The sequence below is a fragment of the Leptospirales bacterium genome (genome assembly GCA_019694655.1).
Lineage (GTDB): Bacteria > Spirochaetota > Leptospiria > Leptospirales > Leptonemataceae > SSF53.
Window position 1 is genome coordinate 270,420 of the sequence record JAIBBN010000001.1, and the last position, 18,315, is coordinate 288,734.

The 18,315-nt window shown below is 60.1% G+C and carries 22 protein-coding genes and 1 riboswitch; of the genes, 12 read left to right on the forward strand and 10 right to left on the reverse strand.

Features of this window, described 5'->3' with window-relative positions:
• Positions 1-292 precede the first annotated feature (292 nt).
• From K1X75_01325 to K1X75_01340, 4 genes are read left to right on the forward strand one after another with little or no spacing between them, the layout of a single operon-like run.
• Entirely contained in the window at positions 293-1,813 is a 1,521-nt protein-coding gene (locus tag K1X75_01325) for a hypothetical protein (protein MBX7056675.1), read from the forward strand.
• 59 nt (positions 1,814-1,872) lie between these two features.
• Entirely contained in the window at positions 1,873-2,322 is a 450-nt protein-coding gene (locus tag K1X75_01330; protein ID MBX7056676.1) for a MaoC family dehydratase N-terminal domain-containing protein, read from the forward strand.
• Between the two features lie 20 nt (positions 2,323-2,342).
• Positions 2,343-2,762: a dehydratase gene (locus K1X75_01335; GenBank protein MBX7056677.1), complete on the forward strand. Its 420-nt coding sequence runs from the start codon at positions 2,343-2,345 to the stop codon at positions 2,760-2,762.
• Positions 2,763-2,798: 36 nt separating this feature from the next.
• Positions 2,799-3,284 carry a nuclear transport factor 2 family protein gene (locus tag K1X75_01340; protein MBX7056678.1) on the forward strand — a complete coding sequence of 162 codons (486 nt, stop codon included), beginning with the start codon at positions 2,799-2,801 and terminating at the stop codon, positions 3,282-3,284.
• 1 nt (position 3,285) lies between these two features.
• On the opposite strand, the gene K1X75_01345 is transcribed toward K1X75_01340, so the two are convergent.
• The 4 genes from K1X75_01345 to K1X75_01360 form a co-directional block, all read right to left on the reverse strand.
• The gene (locus tag K1X75_01345) at positions 3,286-4,161 is read right to left on the reverse strand and encodes an LIC_13355 family lipoprotein (protein ID MBX7056679.1); all 876 of its coding nucleotides are present in this window, start codon (positions 4,159-4,161) and stop codon (positions 3,286-3,288) included.
• On the reverse strand, positions 4,148-4,663 hold the full coding sequence (locus K1X75_01350; GenBank protein MBX7056680.1) for a hypothetical protein: 516 nt from the start codon (positions 4,661-4,663) through the stop codon (positions 4,148-4,150). The genes K1X75_01345 and K1X75_01350 overlap by 14 nt, the downstream gene beginning before the upstream one ends.
• A gap of 159 nt (positions 4,664-4,822) precedes the next feature.
• A riboswitch (cobalamin riboswitch) is annotated at positions 4,823-4,957 on the reverse strand.
• A 51-nt stretch (positions 4,958-5,008) separates the two neighbouring features.
• The gene (locus tag K1X75_01355; protein MBX7056681.1) at positions 5,009-5,206 is read right to left on the reverse strand and encodes a DUF1289 domain-containing protein; all 198 of its coding nucleotides are present in this window, start codon (positions 5,204-5,206) and stop codon (positions 5,009-5,011) included.
• Positions 5,207-5,220: 14 nt separating this feature from the next.
• Positions 5,221-6,786 (reverse strand): MBOAT family protein, encoded by a 1,566-nt coding sequence (locus tag K1X75_01360; protein MBX7056682.1) that lies wholly within the window; start codon positions 6,784-6,786, stop codon positions 5,221-5,223.
• A gap of 195 nt (positions 6,787-6,981) precedes the next feature.
• Between K1X75_01360 and K1X75_01365 the strand changes: the two genes are divergently transcribed.
• The 4 genes from K1X75_01365 (at position 6,982) to K1X75_01380 (ending at position 9,608) form a co-directional block, all read left to right on the forward strand.
• On the forward strand, positions 6,982-7,218 hold the full coding sequence (locus K1X75_01365) for a flagellar FlbD family protein (protein MBX7056683.1): 237 nt from the start codon (positions 6,982-6,984) through the stop codon (positions 7,216-7,218).
• A gap of 24 nt (positions 7,219-7,242) precedes the next feature.
• Positions 7,243-8,031 (forward strand): MotA/TolQ/ExbB proton channel family protein, encoded by a 789-nt coding sequence (locus K1X75_01370; protein ID MBX7056684.1) that lies wholly within the window; start codon positions 7,243-7,245, stop codon positions 8,029-8,031.
• Between the two features lie 32 nt (positions 8,032-8,063).
• Complete coding sequence (gene motB / locus K1X75_01375) at positions 8,064-8,900, forward strand: flagellar motor protein MotB (GenBank protein MBX7056685.1); 837 nt, start codon at positions 8,064-8,066, stop codon at positions 8,898-8,900.
• Between the two features lie 174 nt (positions 8,901-9,074).
• Positions 9,075-9,608 carry a flagellar basal body-associated FliL family protein gene (locus K1X75_01380; protein ID MBX7056686.1) on the forward strand — a complete coding sequence of 178 codons (534 nt, stop codon included), beginning with the start codon at positions 9,075-9,077 and terminating at the stop codon, positions 9,606-9,608.
• Positions 9,609-9,641: 33 nt separating this feature from the next.
• Here K1X75_01380 and K1X75_01385 read toward each other — a convergent pair whose 3' ends face one another.
• Entirely contained in the window at positions 9,642-11,057 is a 1,416-nt protein-coding gene (locus K1X75_01385; protein MBX7056687.1) for an alkaline phosphatase family protein, read from the reverse strand.
• Positions 11,054-12,385 carry a hypothetical protein gene (locus K1X75_01390; protein ID MBX7056688.1) on the reverse strand — a complete coding sequence of 444 codons (1,332 nt, stop codon included), beginning with the start codon at positions 12,383-12,385 and terminating at the stop codon, positions 11,054-11,056. The genes K1X75_01385 and K1X75_01390 overlap by 4 nt, the downstream gene beginning before the upstream one ends.
• 146 nt (positions 12,386-12,531) lie before the next feature.
• On the opposite strand from K1X75_01390, the gene K1X75_01395 reads away from it, so the two are divergent.
• Positions 12,532-13,311, forward strand: a complete 780-nt coding sequence (locus K1X75_01395) for a hypothetical protein (GenBank protein MBX7056689.1) — start codon at positions 12,532-12,534, stop codon at positions 13,309-13,311.
• Between the two features lie 179 nt (positions 13,312-13,490).
• Here the strand turns inward: K1X75_01395 and K1X75_01400 are convergent, their stop codons facing one another.
• Entirely contained in the window at positions 13,491-14,801 is a 1,311-nt protein-coding gene (locus tag K1X75_01400) for an ATP-binding protein (protein MBX7056690.1), read from the reverse strand.
• Between the two features lie 56 nt (positions 14,802-14,857).
• Between K1X75_01400 and K1X75_01405 the strand changes: the two genes are divergently transcribed.
• From K1X75_01405 to K1X75_01415, 3 genes are read left to right on the forward strand one after another with little or no spacing between them, the layout of a single operon-like run.
• Positions 14,858-15,391 (forward strand): DUF4416 family protein, encoded by a 534-nt coding sequence (locus tag K1X75_01405; protein ID MBX7056691.1) that lies wholly within the window; start codon positions 14,858-14,860, stop codon positions 15,389-15,391.
• Positions 15,388-15,987 (forward strand): hypothetical protein, encoded by a 600-nt coding sequence (locus tag K1X75_01410; protein MBX7056692.1) that lies wholly within the window; start codon positions 15,388-15,390, stop codon positions 15,985-15,987. The genes K1X75_01405 and K1X75_01410 overlap by 4 nt, the downstream gene beginning before the upstream one ends.
• Positions 15,988-16,032: 45 nt before the next feature.
• Positions 16,033-16,638, forward strand: coding sequence for a bifunctional nuclease family protein (locus K1X75_01415; protein ID MBX7056693.1), 606 nt, complete (start codon positions 16,033-16,035; stop codon positions 16,636-16,638).
• Between the two features lie 48 nt (positions 16,639-16,686).
• Here the strand turns inward: K1X75_01415 and K1X75_01420 are convergent, their stop codons facing one another.
• Genes K1X75_01420 through tmk form a run of 3 tightly spaced genes read right to left on the reverse strand, consistent with a single transcriptional unit; the run spans position 16,687 to position 18,243 of the window.
• Positions 16,687-16,935, reverse strand: a complete 249-nt coding sequence (locus tag K1X75_01420) for a GlsB/YeaQ/YmgE family stress response membrane protein (protein ID MBX7056694.1) — start codon at positions 16,933-16,935, stop codon at positions 16,687-16,689.
• A gap of 52 nt (positions 16,936-16,987) precedes the next feature.
• Entirely contained in the window at positions 16,988-17,611 is a 624-nt protein-coding gene (locus tag K1X75_01425) for a cob(I)yrinic acid a,c-diamide adenosyltransferase (protein MBX7056695.1), read from the reverse strand.
• A gap of 23 nt (positions 17,612-17,634) precedes the next feature.
• On the reverse strand, positions 17,635-18,243 hold the full coding sequence (gene tmk, locus K1X75_01430; protein MBX7056696.1) for a dTMP kinase: 609 nt from the start codon (positions 18,241-18,243) through the stop codon (positions 17,635-17,637).
• Positions 18,244-18,315 lie beyond the last annotated feature (72 nt).

Sequence of the window (18,315 nt, forward strand, 5' to 3'; positions counted from 1 at the left end):
ACTACAAGGCAATCCATTTCGGTGGGGCCGAGTCGGTTTGCTGGCCGCTTGCCTGCTCACTTTTTCAGCCTGGTCAGCTGTCTGGGCTCAGGCGATAGAGCCGGAACCTGGTTCTGATCAGGTTGCGCCGCTCGGTGGCGCTGCTCCCGCCACAGTTCAGGGAAGGCCTGAGACCAGGGAAGGCGATCCGCAGCCGGAGGGGGGCGCCCGGGACGATGCTGCAGCAAGCTGGCGTCCCTGGTTAAGACCATCCATCGGGCTGCTGCTTGGTGCGGCCTCAGAACATGGCGGCGTGGCCCAGGAAAAGAGGGTCCAGGACCACGGGTTGATCCAGCTGCAGGGCGGGGGCGAGGCTGGCCTGCGCCGCGCCGAACTGGAGCTTGGCGCTCGGTTCATTGCCCGGGTCGAATGGGACTATCTGCGTTGGAATCGAAGCCAGCTCAACTGGGCCTTTGACTCTGAGGTTGCTGAAGCTGCGCTCCTGCTGCGTTATGCGCGCCGGCCCTTTGTGGTACGTACCACAGAGTCCTCGGAGGAGGATGAGGGCCTATTTGGCGGACCCGACTACGGGCGCGCCGGCGAGGTCTTTGTCGTAGATCGCCGCCTTGGAGCGCCTTACCGTGGCTTTCAGGCCTTACTTGGCAGACATCTGGCAATCTCCGATCCGGATGGTTTCCTGTTTGTTGGCGAAGCGCCCGGTGTTAGCGCCGACTGGGGATTAGGTCGTAGCTTCCTGGTCAACCTGGGCGCCGGGGCCTGGCAATTGCAGCGTGAACGACTGCTCCGGAGCCGCAGCGATGGGCGCGACAACGTGGCGGCCTTCTACCTGGCGCGCGCCTCGCTAGCCGGCCGCCTCTTTGCAATCAACGGCTACTATGGCTTTCTCCGCTTTCCCGGACGTGCCACTATTCCAGATCTTTATCTGCCTGGCGCTTTCGGGCAGTCGGTCGCTGTTCCTCTTGGCCAGTCGGCGCTGCCCGACCTGGACGTACACTACTGGGGACTTTACTTTTCACGTACCTCGCGCGCGATCAGCTGGCGCGCCGGCGGCATTTACAACCACGGGCGCGAGATGGCGGTGGATAGCGGCGGCGTTCGACTGCGGCAGAGTCGACGTGCGATTCGGGGCGGGATGGCTTACGGATCGCTGGTCTTTCATCTGGGCCTCGGACAGGAAGGACCTGGTTGCGAGCAACGAATTCCAGAGCGCTACGCTTGCGTGCGCGCATTGCCGATTCATCGCGGCCCGGAACTGGAGATGGCGGGCCTCTGGAGCTCCCGCGACCGCAACGACAGCGACGATGACCTGCGCGGATTTGGCGCGGTGCGCCCAAGCCCGCTCTTCCTTGGCGGGCCGGCATCGATTCTCGTACAGGGACCTCCGCCCGGCGCCGAGCGTACTGCTTTACGCAATCTACAGCCGGGTCGCACCCTGATTCCAACGCCGGGACTCTCGCGCTTTGAATTGTTGCCCGACCGGATTCGCGACAATGTAGACCCTGCAACTCCGAACTATGAGAATGGCGGCGCTGCGCTGGGTGGTCTGCGCCTTGGCGCGGCGCCAGGCTCAAAATTCAGCGCCGACGTATATCTGAACTATGCGCGCTTTGATCGCGGTCAGGGCGCCGAGGGAATTCTGGCGCTCTCCTGGCCCTATGCCGCTGGCGATGTGCGCGGCGCGCTCAGTCTGGCTGCCTCGGGGGCCCGCTATCGATCTTCCGTACGCGAAATCGATCCCTGGAGCGGCCTCAGCAAGCGACCGGCGGCCCGCTACTACAGCCGTTACATCTTTGCACTTGCTTTGCGTTACTGAGCCCGGCCAGTCTCCGGCACTTACTTGACCGCTTGCTTCCCTGCTTGAGCATCGGACGCATGATAGCATTGAGCAAGGATATCATTGGCAAGAAGCTCGATCCCTACGCCTTCACGGTCGAGCGCGGCAAGATTCGCGAATTCTGCCAGGCGATCGGGGAGACCAATCCGATCTACCTCGACGCGGCAGCAGCAAAGGCTGCCGGCTACCTGGATACGCCAGCGCCGCCCACCTTTCAAACGACCTTTATGTTCTGGGGCTATCCAAAGATCTGGGACGATATGCGCTCTGTTGGCATCGATACGGCGCGCCTGCTACATATGAAGGAAGAATACACGTATCACAAGCCAGTCTATCCGGGAACCACCGTGCACGCTCAACCGGAAATCGTCGATGTGAAGGTTGGCAAAATGGACATGGTCACCTTTCGCTCTGTCTATAAGGACGAAAAGGGAGAAACGCTGATCGAAGCGGAAATGGCCATTGTCATACGTCCCGAGGGCAGCTGAGACGGCGCAGGAGCTATAGAATGAAACGCATTGCATTTAACGACTACGAAGTCGGCGCAGAGATTCCAGAATTGAAGAGCGGCGTCATCCAGCATATGGATCTGGTGCGCTACGCCGGCGCTTCCGGCGATTTCAATCCCATTCATACCGATCCCGCTTTTGCCAATCAGGTCGGGCTTGGCGGGACGATCGCCCATGGCATGTACATCATGGCGATGCTCGGTCGTCTGGCGACCAACTGGGCGCCGGCCGCGCAGATTGATTTTTTTGGCGTGAAATTTAAGGGAATGAGCCGACCGGGGCAGACGATCCGCTGTAAGGGCGTGGTCAAAAAGAAGAAAGAAGAAAACGGTAAGAAGATCTTGCAGGTAAATATTGAAGCCGTCGCCGATGACGGCGAGACGAAAGTTTCCGGCGAATTGCAGATCGCCGCCGACTGAGCGCAGGACAGCGCAGTAATTTCAGGAGCGAGAAAGATGCATCCCAATGAAGAACTGATTCAAAAATTCTATAGCGCCTTTCAAAAACTGGACGGGGCCACTATGGCCGATTGCTATACGGATGATGCCACCTTTGGCGATCCAGCCTTTCCCGATTTGAAGGGTTGGCGGATTGGCGCGATGTGGAAGATGCTCGCGGAGCGGGCGCAGAACTTCTCGCTGACTTTCAGCGATGTACACGCCGACGATGCAAGCGGCGGTGCAAAGTGGATTGCCAGCTACGATTTTTCTAAGACCGGACGGCGAATCGAGAACCACATCACAGCCTCCTTTGAATTTAAGAACGGCAAGATCCAGAAGCATCGCGACAGTTTCAACTTCTGGCGCTGGGCGCGCATGGCCCTTGGCCCAACCGGACTGTTCCTGGGCTGGCTGCCTTCCGTAAAAGCAAAGGTTCAGAAGGAAGCGGGAACCGGTCTGGAAATGTATATCAAACGCAAGCGCCTCGGACCGCCGGCCTGATTCAGCGCGTCGCAACGCTGGCGGCGATGGCCCCGTCGATGTCGGGGCCATTGAAGGCGCCCGGGTCGCGCAAGAAGGGCGCGGCAGTCGCGGGATTGTTCAGCGACGATGCGGCGCGAATGCGCAAATAGACAAATCCGCTTGCCTTCAAATTTGTAACCAGCGCTGGCGAACAGCCGTTGGCAAAGGAAGCGGAATCGTCTACCAGGTTAGCCAGATCGAAGCGGTCGCCGCCGCCAACGCCATTGAACAGGTTCGCCGAGGTCATCGGATTTTGATCCTGGTTGTAGTACACTGGATTGATGCCGGCAAAACGCGACCACTTTGTCGGGTCCTGCGAATAGCTGGTCTCCGGGGCGTTTGTATAGTCCGGGTTGAAACCGCAATAGCTGATATTGTCTTCGCTAACCTCGATGATCGCCGCTTCCATGAAGCGCTGGCTGCTGTTGCCGCTTTGAAAAAAGGCATTCTCATAGACCACAAAGTCGACGCCGCCGCCGTTGAGCACGCGCCGGCCGCTCCACTCCAGGACCATGGACGCTGTCAGTCCGCTTTCGTTTAAACTGAAAACATCGGTTGATCCGCTGGCATCGCCGGCCCCGCGCACGCCATTGACGGCGCAGCGAACGTCATAAAAAACGCCGCCAGTGTTGCCGGGTGCGCTGGCGGCGACGTCGGCCACGAAGGCGCCTGCCGGCGGCGCCGCTGTTTGCTGGCAACTTGCGCCACTGGATGGCGCTACGGCTGCCAGCAGGAGCGCCGCGGCCGCGCTATCATCGCCGCCAGGCTGGGCGCAGGTCGAAAGCAATGCGGCACAGAAGGCCGCAGCGGCCGCCGAGTAGCGCAGCGGCCTTGTTTGCGTTTTAGCGGCGATCATAGCGCGTCCATGAAAAGCCCGCACAACCGCTGGAAAGGTTCGAGGCGTTGGCGCTGGAGGCGCTGGCCGCTTTGGCGGCAGCCAGACTGCTCTGGCTGAAGGAATACTCGCACCAGTAGAAACTGCTGCCATCCGGCTGCGTCCAGGCGACGGCGCCAAATTGACCGACAGTACAGCCCCCGCCAGTCTGTGCTGTACACTCGTAGTAGAAACGGTTCAAGCTGTTATCGAATTCTCTTAGCGCATAGGTGAAGGAGTAGCCCGTTCCCGTGCCGGCGGCCGTCCAGATGCTATTCACCGGACTGACCGTCAGGTCCGTATTGAATCCGTTGTCGTGCCAGCGCCCGGCGATCTCTGGCGTTGTCAGTATTAGCCCGGCCAGCAGCAGCGCTGCGTTTTGGCCCTGCTCGTCGGAGTCGTCCTCCGATCCGGCGCCCAGTGGACAGTAACTCATGTTCAATATGAGCGCCATCGCGCCCGCGATTTGAATCTTTCTTTTCATTAGCCTTCTCCTGGATGTTGAGAAAGCCGGAGGCCGCGCAATGCGAAGCAATGGATACTCAGGTTATTCCTGGCGCGCATAGCAGAGCCCCTGGACTCTCTTTCGTCTCCGGGGCCCCCTCGCGCGCCTGCGGCGTGTGAGAATGCGATGGACTCTATCCTCGAAGTCCGTTCGCGGGGAAGATCTGGCTTACAGGGCAGGCTTTGGGACTGCCATGATTACAGTTGCGGGACAGCGCGGGAATCTCACCCGAAGCGACGAATCAATCGGCGCTCCCCGTCGCAAAGGACGGCAACTTCCTCCCTGAAGACTATTCTGCCAGCGCTGCGGGCAGCTCCGCTGGCGTCAAGAGTTATCCGTTTCCACCTGGCGCAGACGTTGGGGAAGTTCGCCCATGATACGCTTGCGCTCGTCTGTCGTCAGCTTGGACCACGTCGCAATCTCGTCGAGGGTGCGCGCACAGTCGACACAGCGACGCCCAGCGAGATCAAGTCGGCAGAGTCTTCGACAGGGAGAAAGATTTTCAGAAACTGCGTCGGGCATCACTGGCTGGAGTCTCAGAATACAAAATAGATAAAGGGCGAAGCGTCGCTGGCGCCAATCTGGATACAGATTAGAGCAAAGACAGGCCACAGCGCAGTTTCCGCCCAGGCCGGCAGCAGATTCTGGAAGCGTCCCCGTTCAAAGATCTGCCAGCCGATGATCTGCCCGGCGATCATCACAAAAGCTGCCAGCCACACCATGTTTGAATCCAGGGCCGCCAGCCCGGCGCTGGCGTCGGCCGCTGCACCGAAGCCAAGCATCGCCGTCATCATCGACCACGCTGTCTGAATCTCGGGCGCTCGAAATAGCGTTCCAAAGTAAATGGTAACAAAGCTGGTCGCCGCCAGCTTCAGCAAATCAAGCGGCCACTTGCGGCTGAAATAATTGCTGGGCGGCGCAGCATGATGCAGGCGCGCCGCATCTTGCGCTCGCTCTTCTGTGGTATGCAGGTTCTGTCTGTTGCGCAGCATCTGGCGCAGACCGCTTTCCAGCGCCAGCAGCGTTCCATGAATGCCGCCCCACAGAACGTAGGTCCAGTTGGCGCCGTGCCAGACGCCGGCCACAAACATTGTGAAAAATATGTTGAACTTCTGACGCCAGTAGCCAACGCGATTTCCGCCCAGCGGAATGTAGAGATAATCGCGGTTCCAGCGAATCAACGAGGTGTGCCATCGCTGCCAGTGTTCGGTTATTGAGCGGCTCAAGTAAGGCAGACGAAAATTCTCCGGCAGTTCGTAGCCCAGAAAGATTGCCGCGCCCCAGGCCATGTCCGAGTATCCGGAAAAGTCGCAATAGACCTGCACCCAGAAGCCAATGGCGCCGACCCACAATGCTATGGCCCCTAGACCGTGGGGCGCGCCAAATATCTGGTCGACGACCGGCGCCACGTTGTCGGCCAGAACGACCTTCTTAAAATAGCCCAGCGCAAACCAGCGCGCAGCAAGCCGCATCCGTTCCAGATTGAACTGTGGCATGCGCTGCAGTTGGGGCAGAAACTCTTTGGCCGTTACAATCGGTCCGGCCACCAGCTGCGGAAAAAAAGCGATAAACAGGGCGAAGCGCAGCAGGTCGCGCTCTACCGGAATGACTTTTCGATAAACGTCAATGGTATAGCTCATCGATTGAAAAGTAAAAAAGGAAATGCCAACCGGTAGAATCAAATGGAGCAGCAGCGAATAGCGACTGCTTTCGCTGACTGCGCCGGGCGAAACGCTGTTCAGCAGGGCGATCACACTTTCACTGAAAAAATCCGTGTACTTAAAGTATCCCAGGATCCCTAGATTCATGCTCAAGCTGATCAACAAGCACAGCGCTCGCGCCCGGCGTGAACGCGGAGAATCTGGAGCATTTTCATGATAGTAGCCAAGCGTAAGCCCGGCGACGTAGTCGATCAGCGTGGTGATGGCAATCAACAGGCCATACTGCCAGACGGAAAAAGTATAAAAGAAGTAGGAGGCCAGCAGCAGAAAGTAGTGCAGCGCCCGCAGGCGCATGCGCTCCGGCAGAAGCGCAATGCCGTACCACTGAAATACAAATACAAAGGCGAAGAACAGCAGGAAAGTGATGCTGGAGAATACCACTGCGCCGGCAACCCATGGCCGAAGCGCCGCCGGAGCGCGGGCCTCAGCTCCTGATCAAGACCGGCAAAGTGCGGCGGGCGGGAAGGGCGTAAATGAAAAACTGTCCACGCGCTCTGGCCGGCGCTGGCGGAGTGCAAGCGCCGCCCGATTTATTGCGGACGGCCAGGCAGGCCCTGGCAGCTTGGGGTTCTGGTCATGATCGAGCTGCATCGCTTGAAGGGCGAACCCTTTGTCCTGAATCACCGCTTGATCGAGCTGATTGAAAATCGGCCGGATACGGTCATAACTTTGACCAATGAGCGGCGCTACGTCGTTACTGAAAGTCCCCAGGATATCGTCCGCTTGATCCAGGAGTTTGAGCGAAAAATTTTCCAGGGCGGTCCGCGCCTGTCCGACGATACTCAAAGCAGCGCCTCCGCCGGGACAGGCTAATCGAAGGGCAGGAGCACGGGTTCCATGGATATTGCGACAATTGCAGGCGTAGTCGGCGGTTTTGGTCTGGTTATGTTCGGGACCTTTTACGCCGGCCTGGGACTGGGCGACATCTTCGACATCCCCTCCTTGTTCATCACCTTTGGCGGCGGAACAGCATCGGCCATTGCCCAGGCGCCGCTTTCGCGCCTGCTTCAGATTCCCACCTACACTCGTTTTGCTTTCACGCCGCGGACCACGGACACGGCCAATTTGATTTTGACCCTGGTGAACTTTGCCGAACGGGCGCGCCGCGAGGGCTTGCTTTCGCTGGAAGACGACCTGGTCAATCTCGACGAGCCCTTCTTGCGCAAGGGCATTCAGCTGGTTGTCGATGGCACGGACCCGGAGCTGGTACGCAACATCCTGGAAACGGACATTGAAAACTTGAAGGGTCGCCACTCTGAGGGCATCAAATTCTGGAACGATACCGGCTTTTACTTTCCGGCCTTTGGCATGCTTGGCACGCTGGTGGGCCTGGTGCAGATGCTCAAGAACCTTGGCGCCGGAGACCCGGCGGCCATCGGCGCCGGTATGGCGGCGGCCCTGATTACCACGCTTTATGGATCGATGGGCGCCAATATTGTCGCCCTGCCGCTGTCCAAGAAGCTGGCCCTGCGCAGCGATGAGGAGGTTGCCACCAAGACGATTATGATTGAGGGCATTCTCTCCATTCAGTCCGGCGACAACCCGCGCATTGTAAAAGACAAACTGGCCTCTTTCCTGGCCCCCTCCGAGCGTACCGCGCTGGAAGAAGGCGCCGGAGACAAGTAAGGCCAGCGGCCCTTGCTGCAATCGAAACGATCATGGCCAAGAAGGTAAAGTGTCCGCCCTGCGAAGAAGGCGCGCCGCTCTGGCTGCAGACCTACGGCGACATGGTGACGCTGATGCTCTGCCTCTTTGTAATGATTTTTGCCACGGGCAAGGCCACGCCGCAGGAGATCCAGCTGATTCTTTCAGCTTTCAACAACAGTATGGGATTCTTTACTGGCGGCCAGACGCTTTCTGCCGGACGTCTGGAAGAAATGGGCATGAATCTGGAATCCTTGCCATCGATGACGCGCGGTCGCTCGCTCTCGCGTTCCAAGCAGGAAGCGGTCAGCGTCTTTCAACCGGAGATCCGGGCGCGCAAGGTGCGCATTTCGGAAGACGAACGAGGTTTGGTGATCTCTCTGATCAGCGCCGACTTTTTTCGACCCGGCAGCGCCCAATTGACGGCCTCCGCTGAGGAAGTGCTGCAGAAAGCGGCGGTGGTCTGCAAGAACCTGGAGCGCTATGTCCGCGTGGAAGGATATTCTTCCTCCGGCGAGGATGAGAGCCTGGCCGGCCAGAGCAACCAGGGCGTTCGCGACGAACGCAACTACAGTAACAGCTGGGATCTGGCCGGAGCTCGCGCCATCAATGCTACCGCCTTCATGTCATCGCAGGGAGTGCCCGCACAATGGATGCAAGCAGTCAGCTATGGCGCCTTTCGACCGCTGGCCAGCGAGGGCGACGCCGGCACGCCGGAGGCGTCGGCGCACAATCGACGCATCGACATTGTCATTTTGACCAACAAGGACTCCGTGCGCGGCGCCAGCTCTTCTGGTTTTCGACTGCCAGAAACGCCCTTGCCCGGCGCCGAGTCGCTGCTGCCCGATTGATTGACTCCGTTATCTGGAAAGCGGCTGCCGGCGGTAAATTTCTCTGCCAAATCTGGAAATGGCACGATATTGTCTGTAGCAGAAGCAACCCTTCTGTGCGGCGCCAGCGTCCCCGCCGACCGGGGCTCAAGCGGCGCTGGCGTCGAATGCGACCGACGGCGGTCGAGGTGAGCTATGGCTGGTGCAGACGAAGAAGAACAGGAGAGCGGGGAACAGGCGGGCTACGAGCCCACAGCCTCCTCCGGTCTCTCGAAAATCGTCAAGATTTTGATCTATGTCGCCCTTGGCGTGCTTGGCGTGGTGCTGATGTCGGTGATCGCCTTTTTTGTAGCCCAACAGGCGGCGGCGCAGCAATTCAAAGAAGTGCAGTCCATCGCCGTGGTCAAGCCGCCGCCGCCGACGGAGAACTTCAACTTCCAGGACGATTTCCGCGTCAACACGGCGGACCAGGGCGAACCGCACTTTATCAAGATGCGACTGTCGCTTGGCTTTGATGCCAACAATCCGGCGCTGGGCGCAGAACTGGCGCAGCGTATGCCGCAGATGCGCCACATCATCAACCTGATCTTGCGCGGCAAAACCAAGGATGAACTATCCACGACCCATGCCAGTCTCGAACTGGCCGAAGAAATCAAGGCCAGCGTGAATCACGTCCTCTCCGAAGGCAAAGTCTCGGATGTCTGGGTCATGGAGCTGATCGTAAACTAGTGCGTCGCTTTTGATCGACGGGCTGCAATTGGTTTAAGGCCTGGGCGTCGGGACCAGCGGCGCCAGTCTGCCCTCCGGCAGCGGCGCAGGCTGGGCCCCAAAATAGCGCAGCACGGCCGGCGCTACGTCTTCCAGCCCAATCGATAGATCCTCGGCGATCGCCGGCGCTCCGGCGCCGGAAAGTATCCAGCCGCTTAACATCGCTGGATGATCCGGAAAATAGCCGTGCATGCCAACGCTGCGCGGCAGACGCACGGAGCTGCGGCGTCCGGAGAGCTGGCTGAAGAAGTAGTCCGGCTTCAATACGACAACAAAGTCGCCGACGCGCGGATTGCTCAAAGGGTCCGGCAGGCCGACGATTCCATAGTCCGCTGGCAAAAGTAAGCGCTGCAAGCCGGGCGTCCGGCGCAGCGCGCGCTGCAGCTGTCCGCGACGCGCCGGATTGAGCGCGTAGGCATAGGCGCTGTGACCATTGGTTACCGCCCAGACCTCTTCGCCGCTCTGTTCGCGCGCTCCGGCGTTGCGGACCAAACGCTGGGCCTGCAATTCTCGGTTCAGGTCCACGGCATGATTCACCTGCAAAAAGCCGTGATCTGAAACCAGCAGCGTCAAAGTGCGATCGCGTAAATCGGCCGCATCCAGTGCGCGAAAAATATCGCCAATGCAATCATCGATAAAAGCCAGCGCACTTCGGGCATAGGCGGTATCCGGGCCGCTGCGATGTTGTCGCGTATCGTAGGAAACAAAATGGACCATCAGCACGTCCGGGGGATCGTGCGCGATCAAGTGAACGGCGGCATCGCGCACCAGTGCATCAAGTTCGACGTCTTCGCCGTAGCTGCGCTCCGCCCAGTCATTGATATTCTGTCCGGCGCTCTGCAGTTCCCGACGCGTTGCGTCGTCCAGCGTCGCGGCAAAGCCTTCCTCGCCGTATACTTCGGGCACATTGTAGACCAGATCGGGGCTGTGCGAACTGCCAGGCCACAGCAGGGCCGCGCTTTGCAGCCCAAATTCCTCGCGCAGACGACTGTAGAAGGTTCGCGTTCGAATCAACTCCGTTTCATCCAGCTGCCAGGCGCGCACCAGTCGGCGTGCATCGCGATCCAGGAAGTAGTTGCCAACCACGCCGTGCAGCGCCGGGCCAACGCCGGTGCTGATCGTTGCATGCGCCGGCCAGGTAACGCTGGGAAAAACGCCGCGCGCGCTGCCGCCGGCGCCGCGCAAGCGCAGTTGCGCCAGATTGGGCGTCGCGGACTGCGAGAGCGCGCGAAGCTGAAAGCCATCAATAGAAATCAGTAGCAGCACGCGCTGCGGTCTGGACCACGGCAATGCAGCAAGATCGTCCGAAAAGCAGCGAGCCGCTGGCAACAAAGCAAAGCTCAAGAGCACAGCCAGTCCGGCCGTTTTGCGTCCGCTGGCCCAGAGGGCGTTCTTAGCAGAGCGTTTCAAAGGCGTCTCTTCCCTGCCGTAGCGCTGGGGCGTCCCGGCAGCAGGGGCTGTAACTCGGCAGTAACAAAGCGCGCGGCGCTGCCGCGTTCGGCCTCCAGAAAGGCTTTGCCGCGTGCGCCGGCCAGCTTCGCCTCGCGCGGTTGCTTCATCCAGCGCTCCGCCGCTTGCAGCAGCTGATGGCCGTCATCACAGGCCAGCAGCGCCCCGGCGCGGGCCAGATCTTGCGCAATCGGCGAATAGTCGATGCGCGGACCGCTGAGTACAGGGATAGCGCAGGCCGCCGGTTCAGCGGTGTTGTGTACGCGCTGGTGGAAGCCGCCGCCCACGTAGCAAAAACAGGCGAAGCGATAGGCGGCGGCCAGCAAGCCGAGGCGGTCCATCAGGACGACCCGCGGCTTGCGGGGCGGACGCCTTCCCTGCAGGAGTGCGCTGAGACTTTGATATGGAATATGCAACTGTTCGAGTCTGAGTGAAATTTCCGCGAGGCGAGGCTCGTCCACTTTATGTGGAAATATCCAGACCTGAAAGCGCCGATGGCGCTCCAGCAGGTCTGGCAATCCTGGCAAGATGCGCTCTTCGCAGGGCGCATAGGTGGAGGCCAGAATCCACGGCGGAGTTCCGCGGGCGAGCCAGCGCAGCGTTTGTTCCAGATCGCGCTTCAAGCTGGCGTTTTCAATCTTGAAGAGCACCTGGTCGTAGCGCGCATCGCCGCTTACCTGGACGCGCGCGGCGTCGGTCAGCAGGCGAAAATGAGCGGCATGCTGTTCATTGACGGCGTGGATTTTCTGAAAGCCTGCATAAAAAGGACGAAACAAGGGGCGCATCGTGGGGCGCAGCCGCCAGTTATCTGCATTCAGCGCGGCCGAAGCCAGAAAAGCGGGCCGGCGCTGGGCCTTCATCGCGCGCAGCAGATTGGGAAAAAGATCCCAGGTCATCGTAACAAAAGCCAGCGGTCTCATCCGCCGCACCAGCGCCGACCAGCGCCAGGGCAGGTCGAGCGGCATATAGAAGACCAGAGCAATGCCAGGCTGTGACGCCGTTCGCGCACTCAAACTGAAAACGGAAATGATTACAGGATGCTCTGGCGCCTTTCGCGAAAACTCGCGCGCCACAGCCAGGGCCTGATCCAATTCGCCCACCGAAGCGGCATGCAGCCAGAGCGGCCGAGGAGCGTCAGCCGCATAGCTCGCCAACCACTGCTGCAAGGACGCCAGTCCTTGCTGTCGCGACTTCAGGAAGGAACGAGCGCGCCCTGAAAAGAGTGCAACCAAACGAAAGATGGCGTATGCTAACAGCAATAGAGTATTATAGAGCAGCGTCGCGACCATTGCAGGCTCCGCCTCAGGCAGCCCGGCTTCTCAACCGGGCGCCTGGAAAAGCTTATTCGGACTTTTCAGCCATTGTTACGCAGAACGGAATTTGCCTCTGACTGCACAACCGGCGTATCAGGCTGTTTGGCGGGACTCCGCGTGCGGTGCAAGCTCCTGTTGCACATCGACCGCTGCTTTTTGTCTATTCTGCCGGCGACGCCAGCTCGGGACCACTGGAAATTCCAGAGCCCCGATTTGGGCTGCGCTTGACCGCTCTCACGCTGCATCGATCGGCTGGACCGGTGCGTGTATTGCTCTTCGATATGATGGACACGCTGATCGATGAACCCTTCTATCCGGCCATCCAGCGTCTGCTGCCGCAAGCCGAACAACTGCGCCGATTTTCCGCAGCGCGTCGCCGCGAAGCATTTCTGGAATTTGAGCTGGGTCGCATTTCAGAGCGGGAGTACTTCCGCAGCTTCTATCGCAGCGAGGATTGGAAGGAGCAAGGGCTGCCGCGACCGGAGAAACTCAAGAAGGCCTTGATGCGCGAGCTGCGCTTTCGTCAGGGCATGGCCGAGCTGCTGGCGGAGTTGGGTCGGCAGCCGGGCCTGCGCAGCGGCATTGCTTCCAATTACGGCGAGTGGTACCAGGAAATTTTCAAACGCCTGCCAGCGCTGGAGGGCGCGCACTTCCTGTTCTTTTCCTGCGAAATGGGTCGCCGCAAGCCTGATCCAGAATACTTTGCAATCATAGAGCAATCTCTCTGCCGCGCCCTGCCCGGACTTTTGCCGGGCGCGATATTCTTTGCCGACGACCGGCAGGAGAATCTGTCGCCGGCGGCCGATCGCGGCTGGACGACGATGCTGGCCACCGCCGATAGCGAAGCACTGGCCGCCGCAGCGCGTCAGTTTGCCGCCGGCGCGGACTCCGGCGCGGGGTGAGCCGCCGCCAACGCGGCGCCTGGAATCTGGCGCCGTTTGCGCGGGGCTACGGGCGGGGAGTAAAAAAAACCCCGGGGGGGAATCCGGGGCCAGGAAGAGTGTTCATGCGAAAAGCGTTGGGCTGTGGAAATCCACGACCCAAGCAACGTAAGCTGAGCGCGCCCCCTGGGCCTGTCAATTCAGAAAGACTCGTGCTGGGCCTCTTTCGCCAGGGTGATTTCGCGATACAGCTCGGCCGGCGGCGGGCAGATCGCACGGCCTTCCTGGATCAAAGCGCGCGCCCAGCGGCGCTCGGCAAATTCGCAGATGTCCTGTATGTTGCGGCCGGAGAGCTTTTCCGAGGATCGAGCCAGCGGTTCGATTTCTTCGGCGGCCAGATGACCGGCATAGCGCCGGAAGATCGTGGCGCGCTCATTGAGATCCGGCAGCGGAAAGCTGATGATCGTGTCAAAGCGCGAGAGCAGGGCGCGATCCAGATCGCTGGCGCGGTTGGTGGCGCCTATGGTAATGACGCCATCGCGACTGTCGAAGCCGTCGATCTTGCGCAGCAGCACCGAGAGAATGCGTCGCGTCGCCTCGAACATGCCCTCTTCGCGAGAGCCAGCCAGCGAGTCGATCTCATCCAGAAAGAGGATGACCTGATCGTAGAGCGCTGCGGCATCAAAGATCGCCGCCATATTTTGCGCCGATTCGCCGTAATATTTGCTCAAAATATTCTCGATGGGCACATAGACCAGCGGTATGCCGGTTTCCGCTGCGACGATGCGCGCCATGGTAGTCTTGCCTACGCCCGGCGGCCCCTCGAAGAGAGCTGCACGGGGAATGCTTCCCTCCTCGGTGCCGCGCGTGGCCCTGGCAACGCCGCGAAATACCTCCGGATGCTTCAGCGGCAGAATCACTGCTTCCAGAATTTCCTGCTTGGTCCGTTTGTAGCCGGCGAAACCATAGCGTTTGCCGATGTTGATCGCGCCCTCTCGTTCGCCCTCGGCGCGCGCCGTATTCTCCGCCCGGTAGACCTTGACGCCCAGTTCTGCCAGGCGCTGTCCAGGATCGGAGCTTTTTTCCAGCGGATGAAACAGGCGGAACAAATTGACCGCGGCCTGCAGCTCATCCTGACTCAGATTGCCGCGTCGCGAAACCTCGACTCTGCTGGCCGAAGTAATCGAAACGAACTTGAAACGAATTCCCTCGAAAGCGCTGCGGTTGCTGGCATACAGATTGGGACCAAGATCCTGAAAGACGATGTATCCGGGCTCCAGGGTGTGAATGCGCAGGTTTTCAATATGGTTCTTAATCACCGCCATGGCGTCGAAGATCAGGCCGCGATCGATGCCGCCTGTGGGAAACACAAGGCGCGTTTCGCCTTTTTCATAGGTAAAGGCCGGCCGCTGGCTGATGCCGCGTTCCGAAAGAATCGGATCCAGTTCGGCTTCCAGTTGGGCTCGCGCCTGGGGGAACTCCAGTTCGTTCTTTCGCGCCTCTTCGCTCATTGCGCGGAAGAAAAATGCTATTGCGGCGGAATTTCAATACTATTCCTTGTCCTGCGATGGCGCGAGCCTGGAAAGCACCGCTTAGCGAGCCGCCGGCCGCCAGGGCCTTTGTCATAGCGGCTTTTGACGATCTGGCGCTTTTCCAGCAGGCCCGCGCCCAGGCGGAGCGACGCCTGGGCAAGATCGACTACGAAACCGGAAACCTTCCGGCCGAGTTGCGACATAGTCAGTACGGGCTTCCCAATCGCCGTCTGGCCCGGCTGCTCAGCTTCCGGCGTCCGGTGGGCCGCGAGGAACTGGTCGACCTGTGCCGCCGCAGCGTGGCGCTTGAAGCGCGCTTGCAAAGCAACGGCGCTCCGCTGGTGGAGCTGGACTGCGGCTATGTGACGCTCTACCAGACGGTGCGCGCTGCAACCAGCGAGGACTTTCACCGCGTCTATCTATATGACGGCATCTACGCCGAGGCCGCGCTCTACTTTGAAAAACTCTCCTTTCGGCCCTTCCTTTATACCAGCGCCTTTTTCCGACAGCAAGAGCTGATCGCTGCCTTCAACGATGTGCGACTGATTATCATGGCGGCAGGCAAATGACGCGTCGACGCTGGCAATGGTTGGCAGGCTTTGCTGGCATTGTGCTGGCAGCGGCGACGGCGTTCTGGCTCTGGCTTCGATTGCAGCCGCCGCATATCGTCCGGGCCAGCTTCTGCGATGACGCCACGGCCGAGGGCGAATGCTTGAAGCCGTGGTCCGGGGTCGATCGCGTCTACCGGCCAGAGGTCCCGGCGCGTTCGCTGCGCAGCTGGCGAGAACTGGGCTACTTCATGTACTTTCATTCCCGTGAAACGCCGGGCCTGCACCTGGCGTTTCAGCGCACGCTGAGCGCATCCGAAAAAGAGAATCTGCATCGCTCCCTGAGCTGCAGCTGGAGGCTGCAACTGCGCAACGGCGCAAGCGGCGAGGGACACTTTGAAGGCCTGCGCATCGATAGCGATGGCGGCGGCGCCTGGTGCTTTGATTACCTGGGCGCAATGCTCAATGCCGTGCAGAAAAAGGCCGGCCAGCTGGATCGGCCGCCGGACGCGCGACTCTTTCCGGCCGAGCTGCACGTCGCCGTGCACAGCGACCTGCCGGGAATTGCCGCCGAAATGGACGGCCAGGTTGTGGTTGAATGGTCGGAGGCAAGGTAGAAACTGGCCCCAGCCGGCGAGCGCCGATCGGCGCACGGAGTTTGCATGTTGCCTGAGAATCTGCTGGAAGTGACCATCTCCGATGTTTCCATCACCAACGTCGGCTTTGCCATCTTTCTCAAACCGCTGGAGGCGCAGTCGGGCAAAGTCGTGCCGATTTTCATCGGCCCCCTGGAAACCTATTCCATCTCCAGCGCACTCGATGGAGTTACGCCTCCGCGCCCCAATACTCACGACCTGATTGTCAATATGCTGCAGGAGATGGAAGCGCGCGTCCTGCATATTATCATCAATGATATCATCGGCAGCATCTTCTATGCGCGCATCGTGATCCAGACCAACGAAGGCGTGGTTGAACTTGATGCGCGCCCGTCGGACTCCGTGGCCGTCGCCATTCGTGTGCGTTGCCCGATGTACATGCACGAGAAGGTCTATCGTGAGGCGGCGGTGGTGATTGGCGAAGAGAGCCAGAGTTCGCCGGAGGCGGCGGAGGAAGGCGAAGCCCCCGCGGCGGCGCCTGCTGCTGCCAGCGAATCGCGTTCCGAGCTGGAACAGCTGAAGGCCGATTTACAGAAGGCGGTCGATTCAGAGAATTTTGAACGAGCCGCAGAGCTGCGTGATCGCATCAAGAAGCTGCTGCACGAAAATTGAGCGGAGCTGTTCGCTGCCGCCGCCGATGGCCGACGGCAGCGAAATAGTTTAGCGACGACGAATAAAGCGGAAAGCCAGTACCAGCACTACTGCGCCGGCGGTGGCGGCCACGTAGGACCACAGGCCCGAAATCGGCAGACCAAGTCGGGGAAAAACAAATCCTCCCAGCAACGCGCCGCCAATGCCCAGCAATATAGTCCAGATGATGCCCATCTTATCGTCGCCGGGCACCAGAAAGCGTCCGAGAACGCCGGCGATCAGTCCGATAAAAATCCAGCCAAATATGCCAAAATCCATTGCTTCTCCTTTCCGTTATTTTCTTCTCTGATCAGAAAAATAAGGACTGCGGCTAGCTCGTTGCCGGCGGTAGAGGAGGCGTCTCTTTTTCATCGCCTTGCCGCGACCTGGCGCGTGAGCGCCATTGCACATCTTCAATTCCCTCAAGGTGGTTAGCAAATCTTGCCGCTGTAAACAAATAATCGGACAGGCGATTGATGAATCGCAGGTTTGTGTCGCTGACCACTTTGCGCCGCTGTTCATCCTGATTGCCCTCGGCGATCAGGCGGGTCATAGAACGTTCCAGTCGTCGACAGAAGGTGCGCGCCAGATGCAGCGCTGCTGCTGCAGCTCCGCCGCCGGGCAGTACAAAATGGCGCATCGGCGGCAGCGCGGCGCTCATTCTGTCGATCGACTGCTCCAGCGCCAGAATATCGTCCGGGAATACAGCGCCATCTTCCGTCGCCCGAAATCCGGCCAGCTCGGAACCCAGTTCAAAGAGCAGGCGTTGCAGTTCTTTGAGACCCAGCGCAAGCTCCTCTGCCGATGGGGGCAGAGCCGCGCCGGCCATGCCCAGCGCGGAATTGAGTTCATCAACCTCGCCGTAGAGGTCGACGCGACGACTGTGCTTCCAGACGCGCTCGCCGCTGGCCAGTTGTGTACGGCCGTCATCGCCTTTGCGCGTGTAAATCTTCATAACTGAACAAGGCGGCCAGGGCCTCAGGGCCCTCGTGCGGCGCGGCGTCGCAGCAATTCGTCCAGCGCCTGCTTCTGCAATTCCTCGGCGGAGCGGCGGCCGTCCAGACGAAACGCATCCGCGGGCAGGATTTCCGCATAGTTGGCGGCGATACGCTGGAGTTGGGCAAGGCTTTCAAAGCTTTCCTGCTTTTTTCCGCGTTCGGAGATGCGCTGCAGCGCATCCTCCGGACTGAGTTCCAGAAACAGGAGCAAATCCGGCGCCGGAAAACCGCGCTGCCGATTCATCTCCAGAATCTCAGGCGCCGTAGGCGGACGCAGCGGCTGCCCCTGGTAGGCGGCGGTGGAGTAGTAGTAGCGATCCTGCAGCACCAGCATTCCGCGCTGCAAAGCGGGCAGGATACGCTCGGCTACATTGGCCGCCCGGTCTTCCAGAAACAACTGCAGCCATGCTTCTGGCGAAAGCTGGTCGGCATTGCGCAATCGCTGGCGGATCAGTTCGCCGCTGGGCAGGTCGCTGGGTTCGCGCAGCAAACAGAGCGGCGCAGATCGGAGCTGGGCGGCCAGGCCCTGCCAGAGGGTGCTCTTGCCGGCGCCGTCAATCCCTTCAATTACGCAGAAAAATCCGGACACTGCCGGTCTACTGACTCGGTTGCCCTCGCATCGTCAAGCGCGCCGAGAAATTATTGCTGGCCGGATTGTCTG